The organism is Pseudomonas fluorescens (assembly GCF_040448305.1).
GTDB lineage: Bacteria > Pseudomonadota > Gammaproteobacteria > Pseudomonadales > Pseudomonadaceae > Aquipseudomonas > Aquipseudomonas fluorescens_BH.
On sequence record NZ_CP148752.1, the window covers coordinates 3,205,475 to 3,219,526 of the forward strand.

Sequence of the window (14,052 nt, forward strand, 5' to 3'; positions counted from 1 at the left end):
GAACAGGTAACGCGTCTCGGACAGCGGCAGCATCCAGTAACTCGCGCTGTTAGCCGAAGCGCCTGCGAGCCCAGGCTGTTCAGTCGTGCAGGCCTGCCGTTTCATCCAGGTGGTCAATGTGCCTGAAACGCTCGACCAGGAAATCGATCAGGCTGCGCACACGGGCTGACAGGTGCAACTGTTGCGGGTACACCGCATAAACATCGGCGCGGGTCGGAGTCTGGTCTTCCAGCACTAGTCGCAAGCGGCCGCTGCGCACGTATCGGGCAATGTCCCATTCGGCTCGCAACAGAATGCCGTAGCCTTCAAGCGCCCAATTCAGGGCCACTTCGCCGTCGTTGCAGCCCAGTGCGCCACGGACCTTGATGTTTTGCGTACGCCCCCCGTTGGTGAAACTCCACACACCGTAGGGCGTTTCGTTTTGCCTGAGAAAGATGCAGTTGTGTTGCTGCAGGTCCGACAGGCGTTGCGGCACACCATGCTTTTCCAGGTACAGCGGCGAAGCGCATAGAAGACGACGATTGGACGCGATCTTGCGTGCATGGAAGGCGGCGTCCGGCAAGGTGCCGAAGCGTATGCCCAGGTCGAACCCATGGGTCGTCAGGTCCAGGGGGTGATCGCTGATTTCCAGCTGTACCTCCACCTCCGGGTACTGGGCGAAGAATGCACCCAGGGCAGGGCCGATGTATCGGCGGCCGAAACCCAGCGACGCGTTGACCCGAATCAGGCCCTTGGGTGTGGCCCGACTGCTGTGGATCAACTGCTCGACCTCATCGATCTGCGTCAGGATACGGGCGGCGTGGGAAAACAGCAGCTCACCTTCCGAAGTCAGGCTCATGGAGCGCGTGGTGCGATTGACCAGGCGGATGCCCAATCGAGCCTCCAGCGCGGTGAGACGCTTGCTGACCGCTGGCGGCGTGATACCCAGTTCCCGCGCGGTCGCGGCGAGACTGCCTTTATTGGCCAAGAGGTAGAAAAACGACAAATCCAGGGTCTGGCTCATTCGTAACTCAAAGTTATTTATGTAGTGATTATGAGTAACTCACACCTATTTGTTCACTACATATACTCCGCTCACACCCTGATTGAACAGCCCGTTCGACAGGCACAACAAGAAACTTACGAGAGTGGAGTTGACCATGAGTGCATACAAGATTGCAGCGGTTCCAGGTGATGGCATCGGTGTCGAAGTGATTGCCGCTGGCGTCGAGGTGCTGCAAGCCCTGTCGAAGAAGTCCGGCTTCCAGCTGGATTTCAAACACTTCGACTGGAACTCGGATAACTACCTGAAAAACGGCTACTACATTCCCGAAGGTGGCCTGGAAGAACTGAAAACCTTCGATGCCATCTTCTTCGGTGCAGTGGGCGCGCTCAATGTGCCGGATCACATTTCACTTTGGGGTTTGCGCCTGCCGATCTGCCAGGGTTTCGACCAATACGCCAACGTGCGTCCTGCCAGGGTACTGCCTGGGGTGAAAAGCCCGCTGCACAACGGCGATCAAATTGACTGGGTGGTGGTGCGGGAAAACTCCGAAGGTGAGTACTCCGGCAACGGTGGTCGGGTACACCGTGGCCTGCCGGAAGAGGTCGCCACCGAAGTCTCGGTATTCACCCGTGCCGGCGTCGAGCGCATTCACCGTTTCGCTTTCGAACTGGCACGCAGTCGTCCGCGCAAGCACCTGACCATGGTCACCAAGTCCAACGCCCAGCGTCATGGCATGGTGTTGTGGGACGAGATTTTCTATGAAGTCGCCAAGGATTTCCCGGACGTCAGGATCGACAAGGAACTGGTCGATGCGGTGACTACGCGCATGGTGCTCAAACCGTCGACGCTTGATGTGATCGTCGCCACCAACTTGCACGCCGACATCCTGTCTGACCTGGCCGCGGCACTGTCCGGCAGCCTGGGTATCGCACCGACCGCCAACCTCAACCCGTCACGCCAATTCCCGTCGATGTTCGAACCGATCCACGGCTCGGCGTTCGACATCACCGGCAAAGGTGTGGCCAACCCGATCGCGACGTTCTGGACGGCTGCAATGATGCTCGAGCATCTCGGCGAACACGCCAGCGCCAAGCAGTTGATGTCAGCGATCGAAGCGGTGACCGAAAGTGGTGTGCATACCCCGGATCTTGGCGGCAACGCCACCACCCGCCAGATCACGGATGCGGTCATCGCGTTGATCAACCGCTGATTTTTCCAGCGCTTCCAGGCAGTACTGCGGCACAACGCCGAGGGGCAGGTCAGTTGATCTGACTCCTTGGCATTTCCTGACAACAATAAAAAATCAGGGTCCTGTCATGAAAAGAATATTCGGCAAACTCTATGTGCAAGTGCTGATCGCCGTGATCCTCGGCGCCATCGTCGGCGTGTTCGTTCCCGAAACCGGCGCTGCGCTCAAACCCTTGGGCGATGCCTTCATCAAATTGATCAAGATGCTCCTCGCTCCGGTGATCTTCCTGACCGTGGTCACAGGGATTGCCCGCATGGAAAACATGAAGGAACTGGGGCGTGTGGGCTTTCGGGCCTTGCTCTATTTCGAAGTGGTCTCGACCCTGGCGCTGGTGGTCGGCCTGGTGGTGGTCGATGTGTTCAAACCCGGTGCCGGCATGAACATCGATGTCGCCACCCTCGACACCACCAGCCTGACCACCTACACCACGGCCGTGAAACATGCATCGTTCATGGACTTCGTCATGAACATCATCCCCGACACCATCGTGGATGCCTTCGCCAAGGGCAATGTGCTGCAGATCCTGCTGTTTTCCATTCTGTTGGGCATCGCCCTGGCGCATGTAGGGCCACGGGGCAAAGCATTCGTCGATACGCTGGATAGCCTGATGCAGGGTATGTTCCGCATCGTCAACATGGTCATGCGCCTGGCACCGATTGGCGCATTTGGTGCCATCGCCTTCACGATCGGCAAGTATGGCTTCGGCTCGCTGTTCTCTCTGGGCAAGTTGATGGCTTGCGTCTATCTCACCTGTGCCGTGTTCGTGATCTTCGTCCTCGGCCCGATCTGCCGCTACAGCGGATTCAGCCTGTGGAAGTTCTTGAAGTTCATCAAGGAAGAGTTGTTCACCGTGCTGGGTACCAGTTCTTCGGAGTCGGTGCTGCCACAGATGATTTCCAAAATGGAGAAGGCCGGGGTGTCCAAACCCGTCGCCGGGATGATCATTCCCTCCGGCCTCACCTTCAACCCGGACGGGCAAGCGATCTACTACACCATTGCCGCGATATTCATTGCCCAGGCTACCAACACGCCGCTGACCCTGACCGATCAACTGATCGTGCTGGCGGTACTGATGTTCACCTCCAAAGGCTCGGCAGGTGTCACGGGTTCCGGGTTCATCATTCTGGCCGCCACATTGTCTTCCCTGGGCACCATACCGGTGGCGGGCATGGTGTTGCTGCTGGGCGTTGACCGGTTCATGTCGGAAGCGCGGGCAATCACCAATACCATCGGCAATGGCGTGGGCACCATGGCGATTGCCAAATGGGTCGGGGCGCTGGACACCGTCAAGATGCACAAGGCGCTCAATGGTGAGGTCGAAGTGCAGAAGCCCGAGGCTGTGCGGGCGGAGGTTGTTCATGCCCATTCATCGACAAAGAACAGTCCCTTGTTGCCCGGCCTTGACCAAGCTTCACGAGTGTAGATATCCGGGGGCTTACGTCCTGAGTGCAAAGGGCCCTTCGGGGCCCTTTATTGTTATGCCGGCGGCTTCGACAGGGGGGGCTTGAACCATCGGCGATTTGAAATGAACCAGGTCGCGTTCAGAAAATTCAAATGAGAATACGTATCAAGACGTGGTGACATGGTATACCATGCGCCGCGATTTATTGGCATGTATGCCGTCCCATTTGGCTATTTTCACAAGGTTTCCTAGATGCGTCGTACTCTGGTGTCTATCTGCGTGCTTCAGGCGTTCTCCGCTTCCTCTTGGGCGGAGCAGGCAACTACCGATAAATCCAGTCTGGAGTTGCAAGCGACTGACATCGTTGGCACAGCAGATTTTGAAACCGCCCTGGGGCCGGTTGACGGGTATCGCGCGACGCGTTCGGCCAGCGCCACGCGCACCGACACATCGATCCACGAAGCCCCACAGTCCATCAGCGTGGTCACCAGGGATGTCGTCGAGGACATCAGTGCCACCCGACTGCAGGACGCCCTCGATTACGCCGGTGGTGTGGGGCGGGCCAACAATTTCGGTGGCCAGGGCCTGACCACCTTTACCGTGCGTGGCTTTACCACCGGGGAGTTCTATCGCAACGGGTTCCCGATCAACCGTGGCTATCCGAACATGCCCGATGCCAACACCATCGAGCGACTGGAAGTGCTGCGAGGACCGGCGACCATGCTCTATGGCCGAGGCGATCCGGGCGGCACCTTCAACGTCATCTCCAAACAACCCCTGGCCGTGCCCACTGTGACCCTGGGCAGCCAACTCGATGATCAGGGAATGAAGCGTGGCACGCTGGACGCCTCCGGCCCGCTGGACGAAGAGGGCCGCCTGGCCTATCGCCTGAACGTGGTGGGTGAGGGCGGTGATACCTTCCGCGATCATGTCGAAACCGAACGCTACGGCGTGACGCCGGTGCTGTCCTGGCAGGCCACCGACGACACCAAGGTGATTTTCGAAGGCGACTTCATGCGCAACAATCACCCGCTCGATCGCGGCGTGACGCGCTATCCGAATCAGATTGGCACCGCGTCCCGCGATACCTTCTTCGGCGAAAAAGACGTTGGCAAATTGCACAATGACAACAACATGGCGCAGCTGCGGTTCGAGCATCTGCTGAGCGATAACTGGACGCTGGGCGGCGGATTCCAATGGCTCGACGGCACCCTCGAGGGCAATGCGGTCGAAGCCAACGGTGTGGCCGCGGACGGGCGCACCCTGGGCCGTAACTTCAACTACCGCAAGCTGGAGTGGACGGACAAGGACACCCAGCTCAACCTCACCGGACATTTCACCGCAGGCGGTTTCGATCACACACTGCTGACCGGCGTCGAGTACGAGGATTACGACTACAAGTCGATCATCCAGCGCTCCAGCGGCGCGGTGAGTGCCTACCCGATCGATATCTTCAACCCGGTGTACGGCCAGCCGCGTCCAGCCTTGACCCGCACCCCGACCAATGACAAGGAAAACCTCAAGACCTACGCGGCATTCGTCCAGGAACAGGTGGCCTTGACCGAGCGTTTGAGAGTATTGGCCGGGGCCCGTTTCGAGCGCTTCGAGCATGATTACCAAACCTTTGTGCCAGGCGGCAAAAGCTGGGAGGCCAGCGACAATGCGGTGACCCCGCGCGTTGGGGTGACCTATGACCTCACTGACACCGTGGCGATCTATGCCGATACGGCCCGCTCGTTCAAGCCCAATACCGGTGCCAGTCGCCAGGGCGGTGGTTTCGAACCGGAAAAGGGCAAGTCCTATGAGCTGGGTATCAAGTGGGAAGCGCTGGACAGTCAATTGAGTGTCGACGCGGCGATCTACCAGATCGAAAAGCGCAACGTACTCACCACCGATCCCGTGGACTCGACGTTCAGCGTGGCGGCAGGCGAGGTGCGCAGCCGTGGTTTCGACCTGAACATCGCCGGCAACCTGACCCCGCAATGGCGGGTGATTGGCGGTTACGCCTATGTCGATGCCGAAGTGACCAAGGACAACGTCATCAAGTCCGGCACCCGGCTGATGAACATCCCGCAGAACAGCTTCAGCCTGCTCAACGTCTACGAGTTCCAGGATGGCGCGCTCAAGGGACTGGGGCTTGGCACCGGGCTCAAGTACGTCGATGAGCGTGCAGGGCAGACGGCCAACACGGCGTTTTCGATGGGCAGCTACACCGTTGTCGACCTGCTGAGCTATTACAAGGTCAACGACAGGATCAGGCTCAACCTGGATGTTAAGAACCTGACGGACGAAGATTATGAGGAGGGCGCATTCGGCAACGTTTACGCCTATCCAGGGGCACCAAGAACGGTGCAGGTCGGTGTTTCCTACACGTTGTAGTCCGGATGAATGCCGCGCGTTGCGGCGCCTTCAGGCTTGCTCCCGGACCATCCGCGCCACGAGTATCTCGTGGCCAACCAGTCGGGGGTTCCGGCCTGCAGCGCGCAGGCTTGGCCTGGAACCCATTCGGCGAGCGGATCAGGCAATGCTGGTGGGGTCGGCGGCACTTCCACCCCATTCGAGAAAACGGATCTTGTGAACCTCGCCCTCGCTGTCCAGGTAGACCACAGTCACCGGTACCACGCCGGTCTTGTCGGATGTATCGGTGCGCTGCAGCACCTGTTTCACATCGATTTCCATTCCGTAGTGGTAATCGACGGCTGAGACATGCGCGCCGGGTTCTTGCAGGCTGTTCTGGTCGAAGACACTGGGTGCGAGACTGGAAATCACGGCACTGACAATTGTGGCCATGCTCATAAGGCTTTACCTCTACTGGATTTCACTTGACAGGGACCTAATGTGACACGTTGAGAAAGTGAAGTTCACATCACCGCGACGAACGCGCCTACCTGAAAAGCCTGTAGTGGCTACAAACTCCCGGCAATTCCCCACGCTTGACGCCTCTCGACCATTCGTCCTTTAAACGCCGTATTTGTTGGGCAAAGTCCGTTTCTGAAGGAGGTCATGACATGTCATGACGGACTGACACGCAAGGCGACAATCTGTTTTGTCACCTTCAGACTTCGTTAAGAAATGCCTTTGATACTTCTCCCCAATTGATCCGGGGAGATGTTTTTCAATGTCCGATTTCAACTGGAACGTTCAGTTGCCGCTGCACTTTGGCCTGGCCGAAACAAAGCAGATGTATCTCGTCAGGGCCTTGCCGGACGCTCCGCAACGGAGCGCCTTCGAAGCCTTTATCCAGCAACGTTTTCGTAAGGCCCACGGTGCCGATATTCGCCATTTCATGCCGGAGCTGTTTGGCATGAGCGATGCGTCCGGCGCGCTTTGTGCGGTGGTCGGGGTACGTCTGGCGAGCGCCGGGCCGCTGTTCCTGGAAGGTTACCTGGACGAGGCGATCGATCCGCTGATCAGTGCTGCGGCCGACCACACCGTAGGCCGCTCAGCCATCGTCGAGGTAGGCAACCTGGCTGCCAGCGACACCGGCAGCGCACGGATGAGCATCATCGCGATGACCTACCTGCTGGCCATGGGGGGGTTGGAATGGGTTGCCTTCACCGGGAACCTGGGGCTGGTCAATAGCTTTCATCGCCTTGGCTTGAAGCCCGTGACGCTGTGTGCTGCCGACCCGGCGCGTCTGGGCGAGGACCGCCACGCCTGGGGCAGTTACTACGAAAGCAAGCCGTGGGTTCATGTTGGCAATATCCGCTCCGGATTCATTCATTTGCGCAACATTGGCCTGTTCAGCCGCCTGGGCTTGCCAACCTCTATTGAAGGGGCCTGCCATGTCGCCTGAAATGGAGCGTTTCAAACAGACCCTGCGTCATCATGCCGAGCAAAAAACCAATGCCATTGCCTTGTGGGGCGATCATCTGAAGCTGGACTACGCCACGCTGTATGCCGAGGTCATTTATCGCCGGCAGCGCCTGCGCGATGAGCAGGCAAGGGTGATCGCCCTGGCCCTGGACAATGGCGTCGAAGCCATGCTCTGGGACCTGGCCGCGTTGTTCGAGGGTTTGACCTGCGTAGCCTTGCCGCCTTTTTTCAGTCCGGCGCAACGCAAGCACTGCCTGGAGCAAAGCCAGGCCGAACACGTCATTGCCGAGCCGCAACTGCACGACGAGCTGCTAGCGGCTGGATATCAGAAGTGCGGCGAGTTCTGGCATCGCACCTTCAGTGACCCGAACCGGATGCCTGAAGGCACCGCCAAGTTGACCTTCACCTCGGGCACCACAGGCACACCCAAGGGCGTGTGCTTGAGTGCCGACAGCATTCTGCGAGTCGCTCGCGAGCTGCACCTGGCCAGCCAGCCCACCGACCCGCAACACCACCTGGCGCTGCTGCCGCTGGCCATTTTGCTGGAGAACATCGGTTGTTACGCCGCACTGTATGCCGGCGCTACCTTGAGCCTGCCCAGCCAGAAAACCCTGGGGATTGAAGGCGCCAGCGGTGTGGATGTGCCTCAGCTATTGGGATGCCTGGCCAGCCGTTCGCCCCAGAGCCTGATTCTGGTGCCGCAGTTGTTGCTGATGCTGGTCAGTGCGGCCGAGCAGCAGGCTTTCGACCCACAGCATCTGCGTTTTACCGCCGTGGGCGGTGCCCGGGTCAGCGAAGATCTACTGCATCGCGCTCAACGGGTCCGCATACCTGTCTATGAAGGTTACGGGTTGTCCGAGTGCGCGTCGGTAGTGTGCCTCAATCGCCCGCAAGCACGGCGCACCGGCAGTGTCGGACGGCCATTGTCCCATGTGGAGATCCGCCTGGCGGACGACGGCGAAGTGCTGATCAAGGGTTCAACCTTGCTGGGCTATCTGGGAGAGGCGCCGCACACCGCCCAGTGGTGGCCCAGCGGCGATCTCGGCGAGTTCGACGCCGAGGGTTTTCTCTACCTCAAGGGACGCAAGAAACATCAGTTCGTCACCAGTTTCGGACGCAACGTAAACCCCGAGTGGGTGGAAGCCGAATTGACCCAGCGCGGGCCTGTCGCCCAGGCCTTCGTCTATGGCGAGGCCATGCCTCACAACCATGCGCTGCTCTGGCCCCACCGCCCGGACTGCACCGACGAACAACTGGCCGCTACCGTGGCCCAGGCCAACGAGTCTTTGCCCGAGTACGCCCAGGTCCATCACTGGAGCCGGCTCGACCAACCCTTCACTGCCACCAACGGCTTGCTCACCGCCAATGGCCGGCCCCGCCGTGACGCCATCGTCGAACGCTACCGAGGGCAATTGAGCGAATCTGCATTCTCCGAGGAATCCGCACCATGAGTTTTTTTGACAGGCTGCAACAAGCCACCGAGCAAGAACGTAATGAGCTGTTCAACCTGCCGATCATCCGTGATGCGCTGCAGGGCGACGTCAGCCTGGAAAGTTACCGGGGCTTTCTGGCACAGGCCTATTACCACGTGCGCCATACCGTGCCATTGATGATGGCCTGCGGTGCGCGCCTGCCATTGCGCCTGGAATGGCTGCGCGAAGCGGTATGTGAATACATCGAGGACGAATACGGCCACGAACAATGGGTACTCGATGACATTCAAGCCTGCGGCGGCGACAGGGACGCTGTACGGGACGGGCGCCCGTCATTGCCTATCGAGTTGATGGTCAGCTTCCTCTACGACCTGATCGCCAGGGACAATCCGGTGGGGCTGTTCGGCATGGTCAACGTACTCGAAGGCACGAGCATCGCCTTGGCCACCCACGCCGCTGGCAGTATTCGCCAGCGCCTGGACTTGCCGGAAAGCGCCTTCAGCTACCTCAGTTCCCACGGCTCACTGGATATCGAACATATGCAGACCTACCGTCGACTGATGAACAGCCTTGAAGACCCGGGCGACCAGGCCGCCGTCATTCATGCCTCCAAAGTGGTGTACCGGCTCTACGCCGATATGTTTCGTGGCTTGCCGCGTAACGGGGAGAACCTGCATGCGCCTGTCTGAAGCTCGCGTCGTGTTGACCGGTGCCAGCGGCGGCATCGGCCTGGCCATCGCCACCGCACTGTGCGCCAGTGGTGCCCAGGTGCTGGCCGTGGCTCGGCATCGGGAACCCTTGGTGCCGCTGCTGGAGCTTTATCCCCGCAATCTGTGCTGGGTCCGTGCAGACCTGACGTTGCTCTCCGACCGCCGCCAGGTGCTGGCGCAGGCCCAGGGTATCGGCGGCATCAACCTGCTGATCAATGCCGCCGGGGTCAACCATTTCGCCATGCTCGAACAATTGGACGACAGCGAGATCAATTCGATGCTCGCGGTGAACATCAGTGCGCCGATGTGCCTGACAAAACTGATGTTGCCTCTGCTCAAGCAAGCCGACAGTGCCATGGTGGTGAACGTCGGTTCGACCTATGGCTCCATTGGCTACCCCGGTTACGCCAGTTACTGCGCCACCAAGTTCGCCCTGCGCGGGTTCTCTGAAGCCTTGCGCCGGGAGCTGGCGGACACCCGGGTCAGCGTGCTTTACGTCGCCCCGCGAGCGACCCGTACCGGCATGAACAGCCCGGCAGCCCAGGCACTGAACGATGCGCTCAAAGCCAATGTCGACGATCCGCAAACCGTGGCGGCTGCGGTAATTCACGCCATTGCCGGTGAACGTCGCGACTTGTACCTGGGCTGGCCTGAACGTTTTTTTGTACGCCTGAACAGCCTCCTGCCCCATCTGGTGGACCGTGGTTTACGCAAACAATTGCCACTGATCCGCCGCCTGAGCCAGAAACCCGACCAGGAGAATCTCGAACCATGAACAAGATCATCGCTTGCCTGCTGCTTGGCGCATTGAGCCAGAGTGTCTGGGCGCTGGATGCCGCCGACCAGCAGCGTCTCAACGGTATCCAGCAAAGCTGGGCGCACATTCAGTACGAGTTGCCCGAGGGACAACGAACCGCGGCTTTTGAAACACTGGCCGCTCAGGCTTCGAGCTTCAAGCAGGAACGCCAAACGGTGGCTGAGGCCTGGATCTGGTCTGGCATTGTCACCAGTAGCTGGGCAGGCGCCCAGGGAGGGCTGGGTGCGCTGAGCAAGGTCAAGGATGCCAAAGCTGACCTGGAAAAAGCCCTTACGCTGGACCCCAAGGCCCTGCAAGGTTCAGCCTATACCAGCCTGGGGGCACTCTATGACCGCGTACCGGGTTGGCCCATCGGTTTTGGCGATTCGGACAAGGCCGAACAGTTGCTCAAGCTGGCATTGCAAATGAACCCCAACGGCATCGACAGCCTGTACTTCTGGGGCGATCACCTCTACCGTCAGAAGCGTTATGTCGAAGCCAGGGCAGCGCTGCAAAAAGCCTTGCTGGCTGCGCCTCGACCTGGCCGCGAGAGCGCTGATGCCGGGCGCCGCAAGGAGATCGAGACGCTGTTGGTGGACGTGAACAAGCAACTCGGCTGACAGGAGACCCTGTGCGTTTATTACTCATAGAGGATGACGTGGCACTCGGCGAGGGCATTCATCAGGCCCTCGGCCGTGAAGGTTATACCGTCGACTGGTTGCAGGACGGCACCAGCGCCTTGCACTCGTTGCTCAGTGAAATCTTCGATCTGGCGGTGCTCGACCTTGGCCTGCCACGCATGGACGGCCTCGAAGTGCTGAGGCGCTTGCGCGACAGCGGTTCCAACCTGCCGGTGTTGATCCTGACCGCGCGCGATGCCACCGAAGACCGCATCGCCGGCCTGGATGCCGGCGCCGATGACTACCTGATCAAGCCTTTCGACCTGGCAGAATTGAAGGCGCGCATACGTGCGTTGCTTCGGCGCAGCGCCGGGCGTGGACAATCGCTGATCGAGCACGCCGGTATCAGCCTGAACCCCGGCACCCAGCAAGTCAGCTACAAAGGCGAGCCGGTGGCCCTGACACCCAAGGAGTACCAGTTGCTCCACGAACTGCTCTCGCCACCCGGCCGAGTAATGACTCGCGATCATCTGATGCAGTTGCTGTACGGCTGGAACGAGGAGGCCGAAAGCAACACCCTGGAAGTGCACATCCATCACCTGCGCAAGAAGTTCTCCACCGATCTGATCCGCACCGTCCGTGGTATCGGTTACCTGGTGGAGGAGCGTCGATGAGCTCGATCCGGCGTCGCACCCTGATCCTGATCATCGGCCTGATGCTCGCCGGGCTGGCCGTGATCAGTGTGTTCAATCTGCACGACAGCAACCACGAAATCGCCGAAGTCTATGATGCCCATCTGGCCCAGAACGCTCGCCTGCTGCAAGGCGTCATGCGTATGCCCATGGTGAGCAAGGACCATGCGGATCTGTACAAGGCTTTCAACCAGGCCCTGAACGAGGCGACACCCGGGGCCGAGGGGCATCCGTATGAAACGAAGATTGCGTTTCAGGTCTGGAACGCCAGGAACGAAGTGCTGGTACATACGGCCAGTTCTCCGTCCTTCAGCACACCTGCGGTCAAACCGGGTTTCAGCGATGTAGTCGACCTGAACAACCGGCATTGGCGCGCCTTCCTGCTTGAAGACAAGCAGAACAACCTGCGCATCTGGGTCGGCGAACGGGACGATGTGCGAATGGACCTGGTGGACCGGATCGTACGCCACACGCTGTGGCCCAATATCCTGGGGAGTCTGTTGCTGGCCGCCATGATCTGGCTGGCCATCGGCTGGGGATTGAAGCCGCTGGTCAATATGGCTGCAACGCTGCGGGCCCGCAAGCCCGGCTCACTCGAACCCTTGCAATTGACGCCGCTACCCACTGAGCTTGAGCCCATGCAGGCCGCCCTCAATCGCATGCTCGCGCAAATTCAGGAAGTCATGGGGCGCGAGCGACGCTTTATCGCCGACGCCGCCCACGAAATGCGTACACCCCTGGCCGTGCTCAGGATCCACGCGGAAAACCTGATGGAGGCGGGGAGTGAAGAGGACCGTCGCGCATCGCTCGAATTCCTGATTGCCGGCGTGGACCGTACCAGCCGACTGGTCAATCAATTGCTGACGATGGCTCGTATTGAGCCTGGAGCAGGGACTGAACCGCCTGCACCTGTTGATCTGGCCAGCACCGTTCGCGACAGCCTGGTTCAGTTGACGCCCTGGTTGCTGAGCAAGGGGCTTGAACTGGTTTTTGATGTGAGCGACGACATCAGCCTTGCGAGAGTCGACCCAACCTCGATTGATATTGCCTTGAACAACCTGGTGACCAATGCGGCGAATTTCTCCCCCCGGAACGGAGTCATCACTGTAAGGCTGGTCGAAAAGGAAACCAGCTACGAGCTGTCTGTCGAGGATGAGGGGCCGGGCATCAATGAGCAAGATCGCGATCGGCTTTTCGAGCGTTTCTACAGCCGCGGAAATGACCAGGGTGCAGGGTTGGGGCTGACCATCGTCAAGGCCATTGCCGATCGCTTTGGTGGGCGGATCAAACTGGAGAACCGTACCCATGGAGGATTACGCGCTACGTTAGAAATCCGCCGCTTTTGAGGTTATGCCGGGCGTCCGTTCAAGCCGGCCGTACCGCCAGGATTTGTTCGATCAGCCACGCCAGTGCCGGCTCATGTTGGCGTTGTGCCAGATACACCAGTTCGAGGTGGAACGAGCCGACGTCGAAGGGTAATTCGAACACCTGCAGCGGTAGCAACTGCGCGAATTGATTGGCCAACTGGGTCGGCAGGACGACGCTCAAATCTGAATGGGCGACCAGGTGCGCCGCTTGCAGGTAGTTGGGTGTGGTGTAGACGATTTTCCTCGACAGGCCTTGCTTGCCCAGCCATTGATCGACCATGCCACGCGACTGGCCGCCACTGACCCAGAGATGGCGCAGCCCCAGGAAGTTATCCAGCGTGAGTGGGTCGTGTGCCAGCGGATGCTGCTTGCGCACCGCCAGTCGCAGGGTTTCGCTGTGCCAGGCCCGGCGGGTGAAGCGCGCCGGCACTTCTTCGAAGCGTCCCAGAACCATGTCCAGTTCACCCCGGTCCAGTAGCTCGGCAGGAAGGCTGGGGGCGAGGTGAGCAACGTCGATACGCAGGTTTGGCGCCAGTTCTCCCAGGCGCGCCAGCAAGGGCGGCATGCACAGCTGTTCGACAAAGTCGGTCAGGGCGATGCGCACCTGCTGCTGGCTCAGGCGTGGGTCGAAGGTTTCCCCGGCATTGAGTGTCTGTTCGATCTGTTGCAAGGCCGCGCGAATCGGTCCCGCCAGCGCCAGCGCCCGGGAGGTGGGTTGCATGTGACGGCCAACGCGCACCAGCAAGGGGTCGTCGAACAGTGAACGCAGGCGTGCGAGGGCATTGCTGACGGTGGGCTGGCTGAGGGCCAGGCGCTCGGCCGCTCGCGACACGTTCTGTTCGCGCAGCAGCATATCGAGCACCCGGAGCAAATTCAGATCGAAGCTTTTTAAATTCAAATTACAAATACCAGGCATATGAAAATGAAATTTCAAAAATAGTAGGCGCCTGCTTAGGGTGACGGCAATCTTTTCCACTGCGCC

At 59.7% G+C, this 14,052-nt stretch carries 13 protein-coding genes; 10 read left to right on the forward strand and 3 right to left on the reverse strand.

Annotation, left to right across the window (positions count from 1 at the left end; all coding sequences use genetic code 11):
• Nucleotides 1–79: 79 nt before the first annotated feature.
• Nucleotides 80–1,003, reverse strand: coding sequence for a LysR family transcriptional regulator (locus tag WHX55_RS14480; protein ID WP_056724978.1), 924 nt, complete (start codon nucleotides 1,001–1,003; stop codon nucleotides 80–82).
• A gap of 136 nt (nucleotides 1,004–1,139) precedes the next feature.
• Between WHX55_RS14480 and WHX55_RS14485 the strand changes: the two genes are divergently transcribed.
• From WHX55_RS14485 to WHX55_RS14495, 3 genes are all read left to right on the forward strand, one after another.
• A complete protein-coding gene (locus tag WHX55_RS14485) occupies nucleotides 1,140–2,195 on the forward strand; it encodes a tartrate dehydrogenase (RefSeq protein ID WP_150752810.1) in 1,056 nt (351 codons plus the stop codon).
• 106 nt (nucleotides 2,196–2,301) lie between these two features.
• Nucleotides 2,302–3,657: a dicarboxylate/amino acid:cation symporter gene (locus WHX55_RS14490; protein WP_353742952.1), complete on the forward strand. Its 1,356-nt coding sequence runs from the start codon at nucleotides 2,302–2,304 to the stop codon at nucleotides 3,655–3,657.
• A gap of 231 nt (nucleotides 3,658–3,888) precedes the next feature.
• On the forward strand, nucleotides 3,889–6,015 hold the full coding sequence (locus WHX55_RS14495) for a TonB-dependent siderophore receptor (protein ID WP_353742953.1): 2,127 nt from the start codon (nucleotides 3,889–3,891) through the stop codon (nucleotides 6,013–6,015).
• A gap of 138 nt (nucleotides 6,016–6,153) precedes the next feature.
• On the opposite strand, the gene WHX55_RS14500 is transcribed toward WHX55_RS14495, so the two are convergent.
• Nucleotides 6,154–6,432, reverse strand: a complete 279-nt coding sequence (locus WHX55_RS14500; RefSeq protein WP_150752812.1) for a DUF2790 domain-containing protein — start codon at nucleotides 6,430–6,432, stop codon at nucleotides 6,154–6,156.
• Between the two features lie 322 nt (nucleotides 6,433–6,754).
• Here WHX55_RS14500 and WHX55_RS14505 point away from each other — a divergent pair, with 322 nt between their 5' ends.
• From WHX55_RS14505 to WHX55_RS14535, 7 genes are read left to right on the forward strand one after another with little or no spacing between them, the layout of a single operon-like run.
• Entirely contained in the window at nucleotides 6,755–7,432 is a 678-nt protein-coding gene (locus WHX55_RS14505) for a thermostable hemolysin (protein WP_353742954.1), read from the forward strand.
• Nucleotides 7,422–8,903: an AMP-binding protein gene (locus WHX55_RS14510; RefSeq protein ID WP_150752814.1), complete on the forward strand. Its 1,482-nt coding sequence runs from the start codon at nucleotides 7,422–7,424 to the stop codon at nucleotides 8,901–8,903. Before WHX55_RS14505 ends, WHX55_RS14510 begins: the two co-directional genes overlap by 11 nt.
• A complete protein-coding gene (locus tag WHX55_RS14515) occupies nucleotides 8,900–9,574 on the forward strand; it encodes an iron-containing redox enzyme family protein (RefSeq protein ID WP_150723900.1) in 675 nt (224 codons plus the stop codon). The genes WHX55_RS14510 and WHX55_RS14515 overlap by 4 nt, the downstream gene beginning before the upstream one ends.
• The gene (locus WHX55_RS14520) at nucleotides 9,561–10,370 is read left to right on the forward strand and encodes an SDR family oxidoreductase (RefSeq protein ID WP_150752815.1); all 810 of its coding nucleotides are present in this window, start codon (nucleotides 9,561–9,563) and stop codon (nucleotides 10,368–10,370) included. Before WHX55_RS14515 ends, WHX55_RS14520 begins: the two co-directional genes overlap by 14 nt.
• Nucleotides 10,367–11,011 carry a tetratricopeptide repeat protein gene (locus WHX55_RS14525; RefSeq protein ID WP_150723898.1) on the forward strand — a complete coding sequence of 215 codons (645 nt, stop codon included), beginning with the start codon at nucleotides 10,367–10,369 and terminating at the stop codon, nucleotides 11,009–11,011. Before WHX55_RS14520 ends, WHX55_RS14525 begins: the two co-directional genes overlap by 4 nt.
• Nucleotides 11,012–11,022: 11 nt before the next feature.
• Complete coding sequence (locus WHX55_RS14530) at nucleotides 11,023–11,685, forward strand: response regulator (protein ID WP_150723897.1); 663 nt, start codon at nucleotides 11,023–11,025, stop codon at nucleotides 11,683–11,685.
• The gene (locus WHX55_RS14535; RefSeq protein WP_150752816.1) at nucleotides 11,682–13,049 is read left to right on the forward strand and encodes an ATP-binding protein; all 1,368 of its coding nucleotides are present in this window, start codon (nucleotides 11,682–11,684) and stop codon (nucleotides 13,047–13,049) included. The genes WHX55_RS14530 and WHX55_RS14535 overlap by 4 nt, the downstream gene beginning before the upstream one ends.
• 19 nt (nucleotides 13,050–13,068) lie before the next feature.
• On the opposite strand, the gene WHX55_RS14540 is transcribed toward WHX55_RS14535, so the two are convergent.
• Nucleotides 13,069–13,986, reverse strand: a complete 918-nt coding sequence (locus tag WHX55_RS14540; protein WP_150752998.1) for a LysR family transcriptional regulator — start codon at nucleotides 13,984–13,986, stop codon at nucleotides 13,069–13,071.
• Between the last annotated feature and the right edge of the window lie 66 nt (nucleotides 13,987–14,052).

Coding starts and splice junctions, on each gene's coding strand:
- WHX55_RS14490 (WP_353742952.1), top strand. CDS start 2,302: ATGAAAAGAATATTCGGCAAACTCTATGTGCAAGTGCTGATCGCCGTG.
- WHX55_RS14505 (WP_353742954.1), top strand. CDS start 6,755: ATGTCCGATTTCAACTGGAACGTTCAGTTGCCGCTGCACTTTGGCCTG.
- WHX55_RS14540 (WP_150752998.1), bottom strand. CDS start 13,986: ATGCCTGGTATTTGTAATTTGAATTTAAAAAGCTTCGATCTGAATTTG.
- WHX55_RS14520 (WP_150752815.1), top strand. CDS start 9,561: ATGCGCCTGTCTGAAGCTCGCGTCGTGTTGACCGGTGCCAGCGGCGGC.
- WHX55_RS14485 (WP_150752810.1), top strand. CDS start 1,140: ATGAGTGCATACAAGATTGCAGCGGTTCCAGGTGATGGCATCGGTGTC.
- WHX55_RS14515 (WP_150723900.1), top strand. CDS start 8,900: ATGAGTTTTTTTGACAGGCTGCAACAAGCCACCGAGCAAGAACGTAAT.
- WHX55_RS14480 (WP_056724978.1), bottom strand. CDS start 1,003: ATGAGCCAGACCCTGGATTTGTCGTTTTTCTACCTCTTGGCCAATAAA.
- WHX55_RS14500 (WP_150752812.1), bottom strand. CDS start 6,432: ATGAGCATGGCCACAATTGTCAGTGCCGTGATTTCCAGTCTCGCACCC.
- WHX55_RS14510 (WP_150752814.1), top strand. CDS start 7,422: ATGTCGCCTGAAATGGAGCGTTTCAAACAGACCCTGCGTCATCATGCC.
- WHX55_RS14495 (WP_353742953.1), top strand. CDS start 3,889: ATGCGTCGTACTCTGGTGTCTATCTGCGTGCTTCAGGCGTTCTCCGCT.
- WHX55_RS14535 (WP_150752816.1), top strand. CDS start 11,682: ATGAGCTCGATCCGGCGTCGCACCCTGATCCTGATCATCGGCCTGATG.
- WHX55_RS14525 (WP_150723898.1), top strand. CDS start 10,367: ATGAACAAGATCATCGCTTGCCTGCTGCTTGGCGCATTGAGCCAGAGT.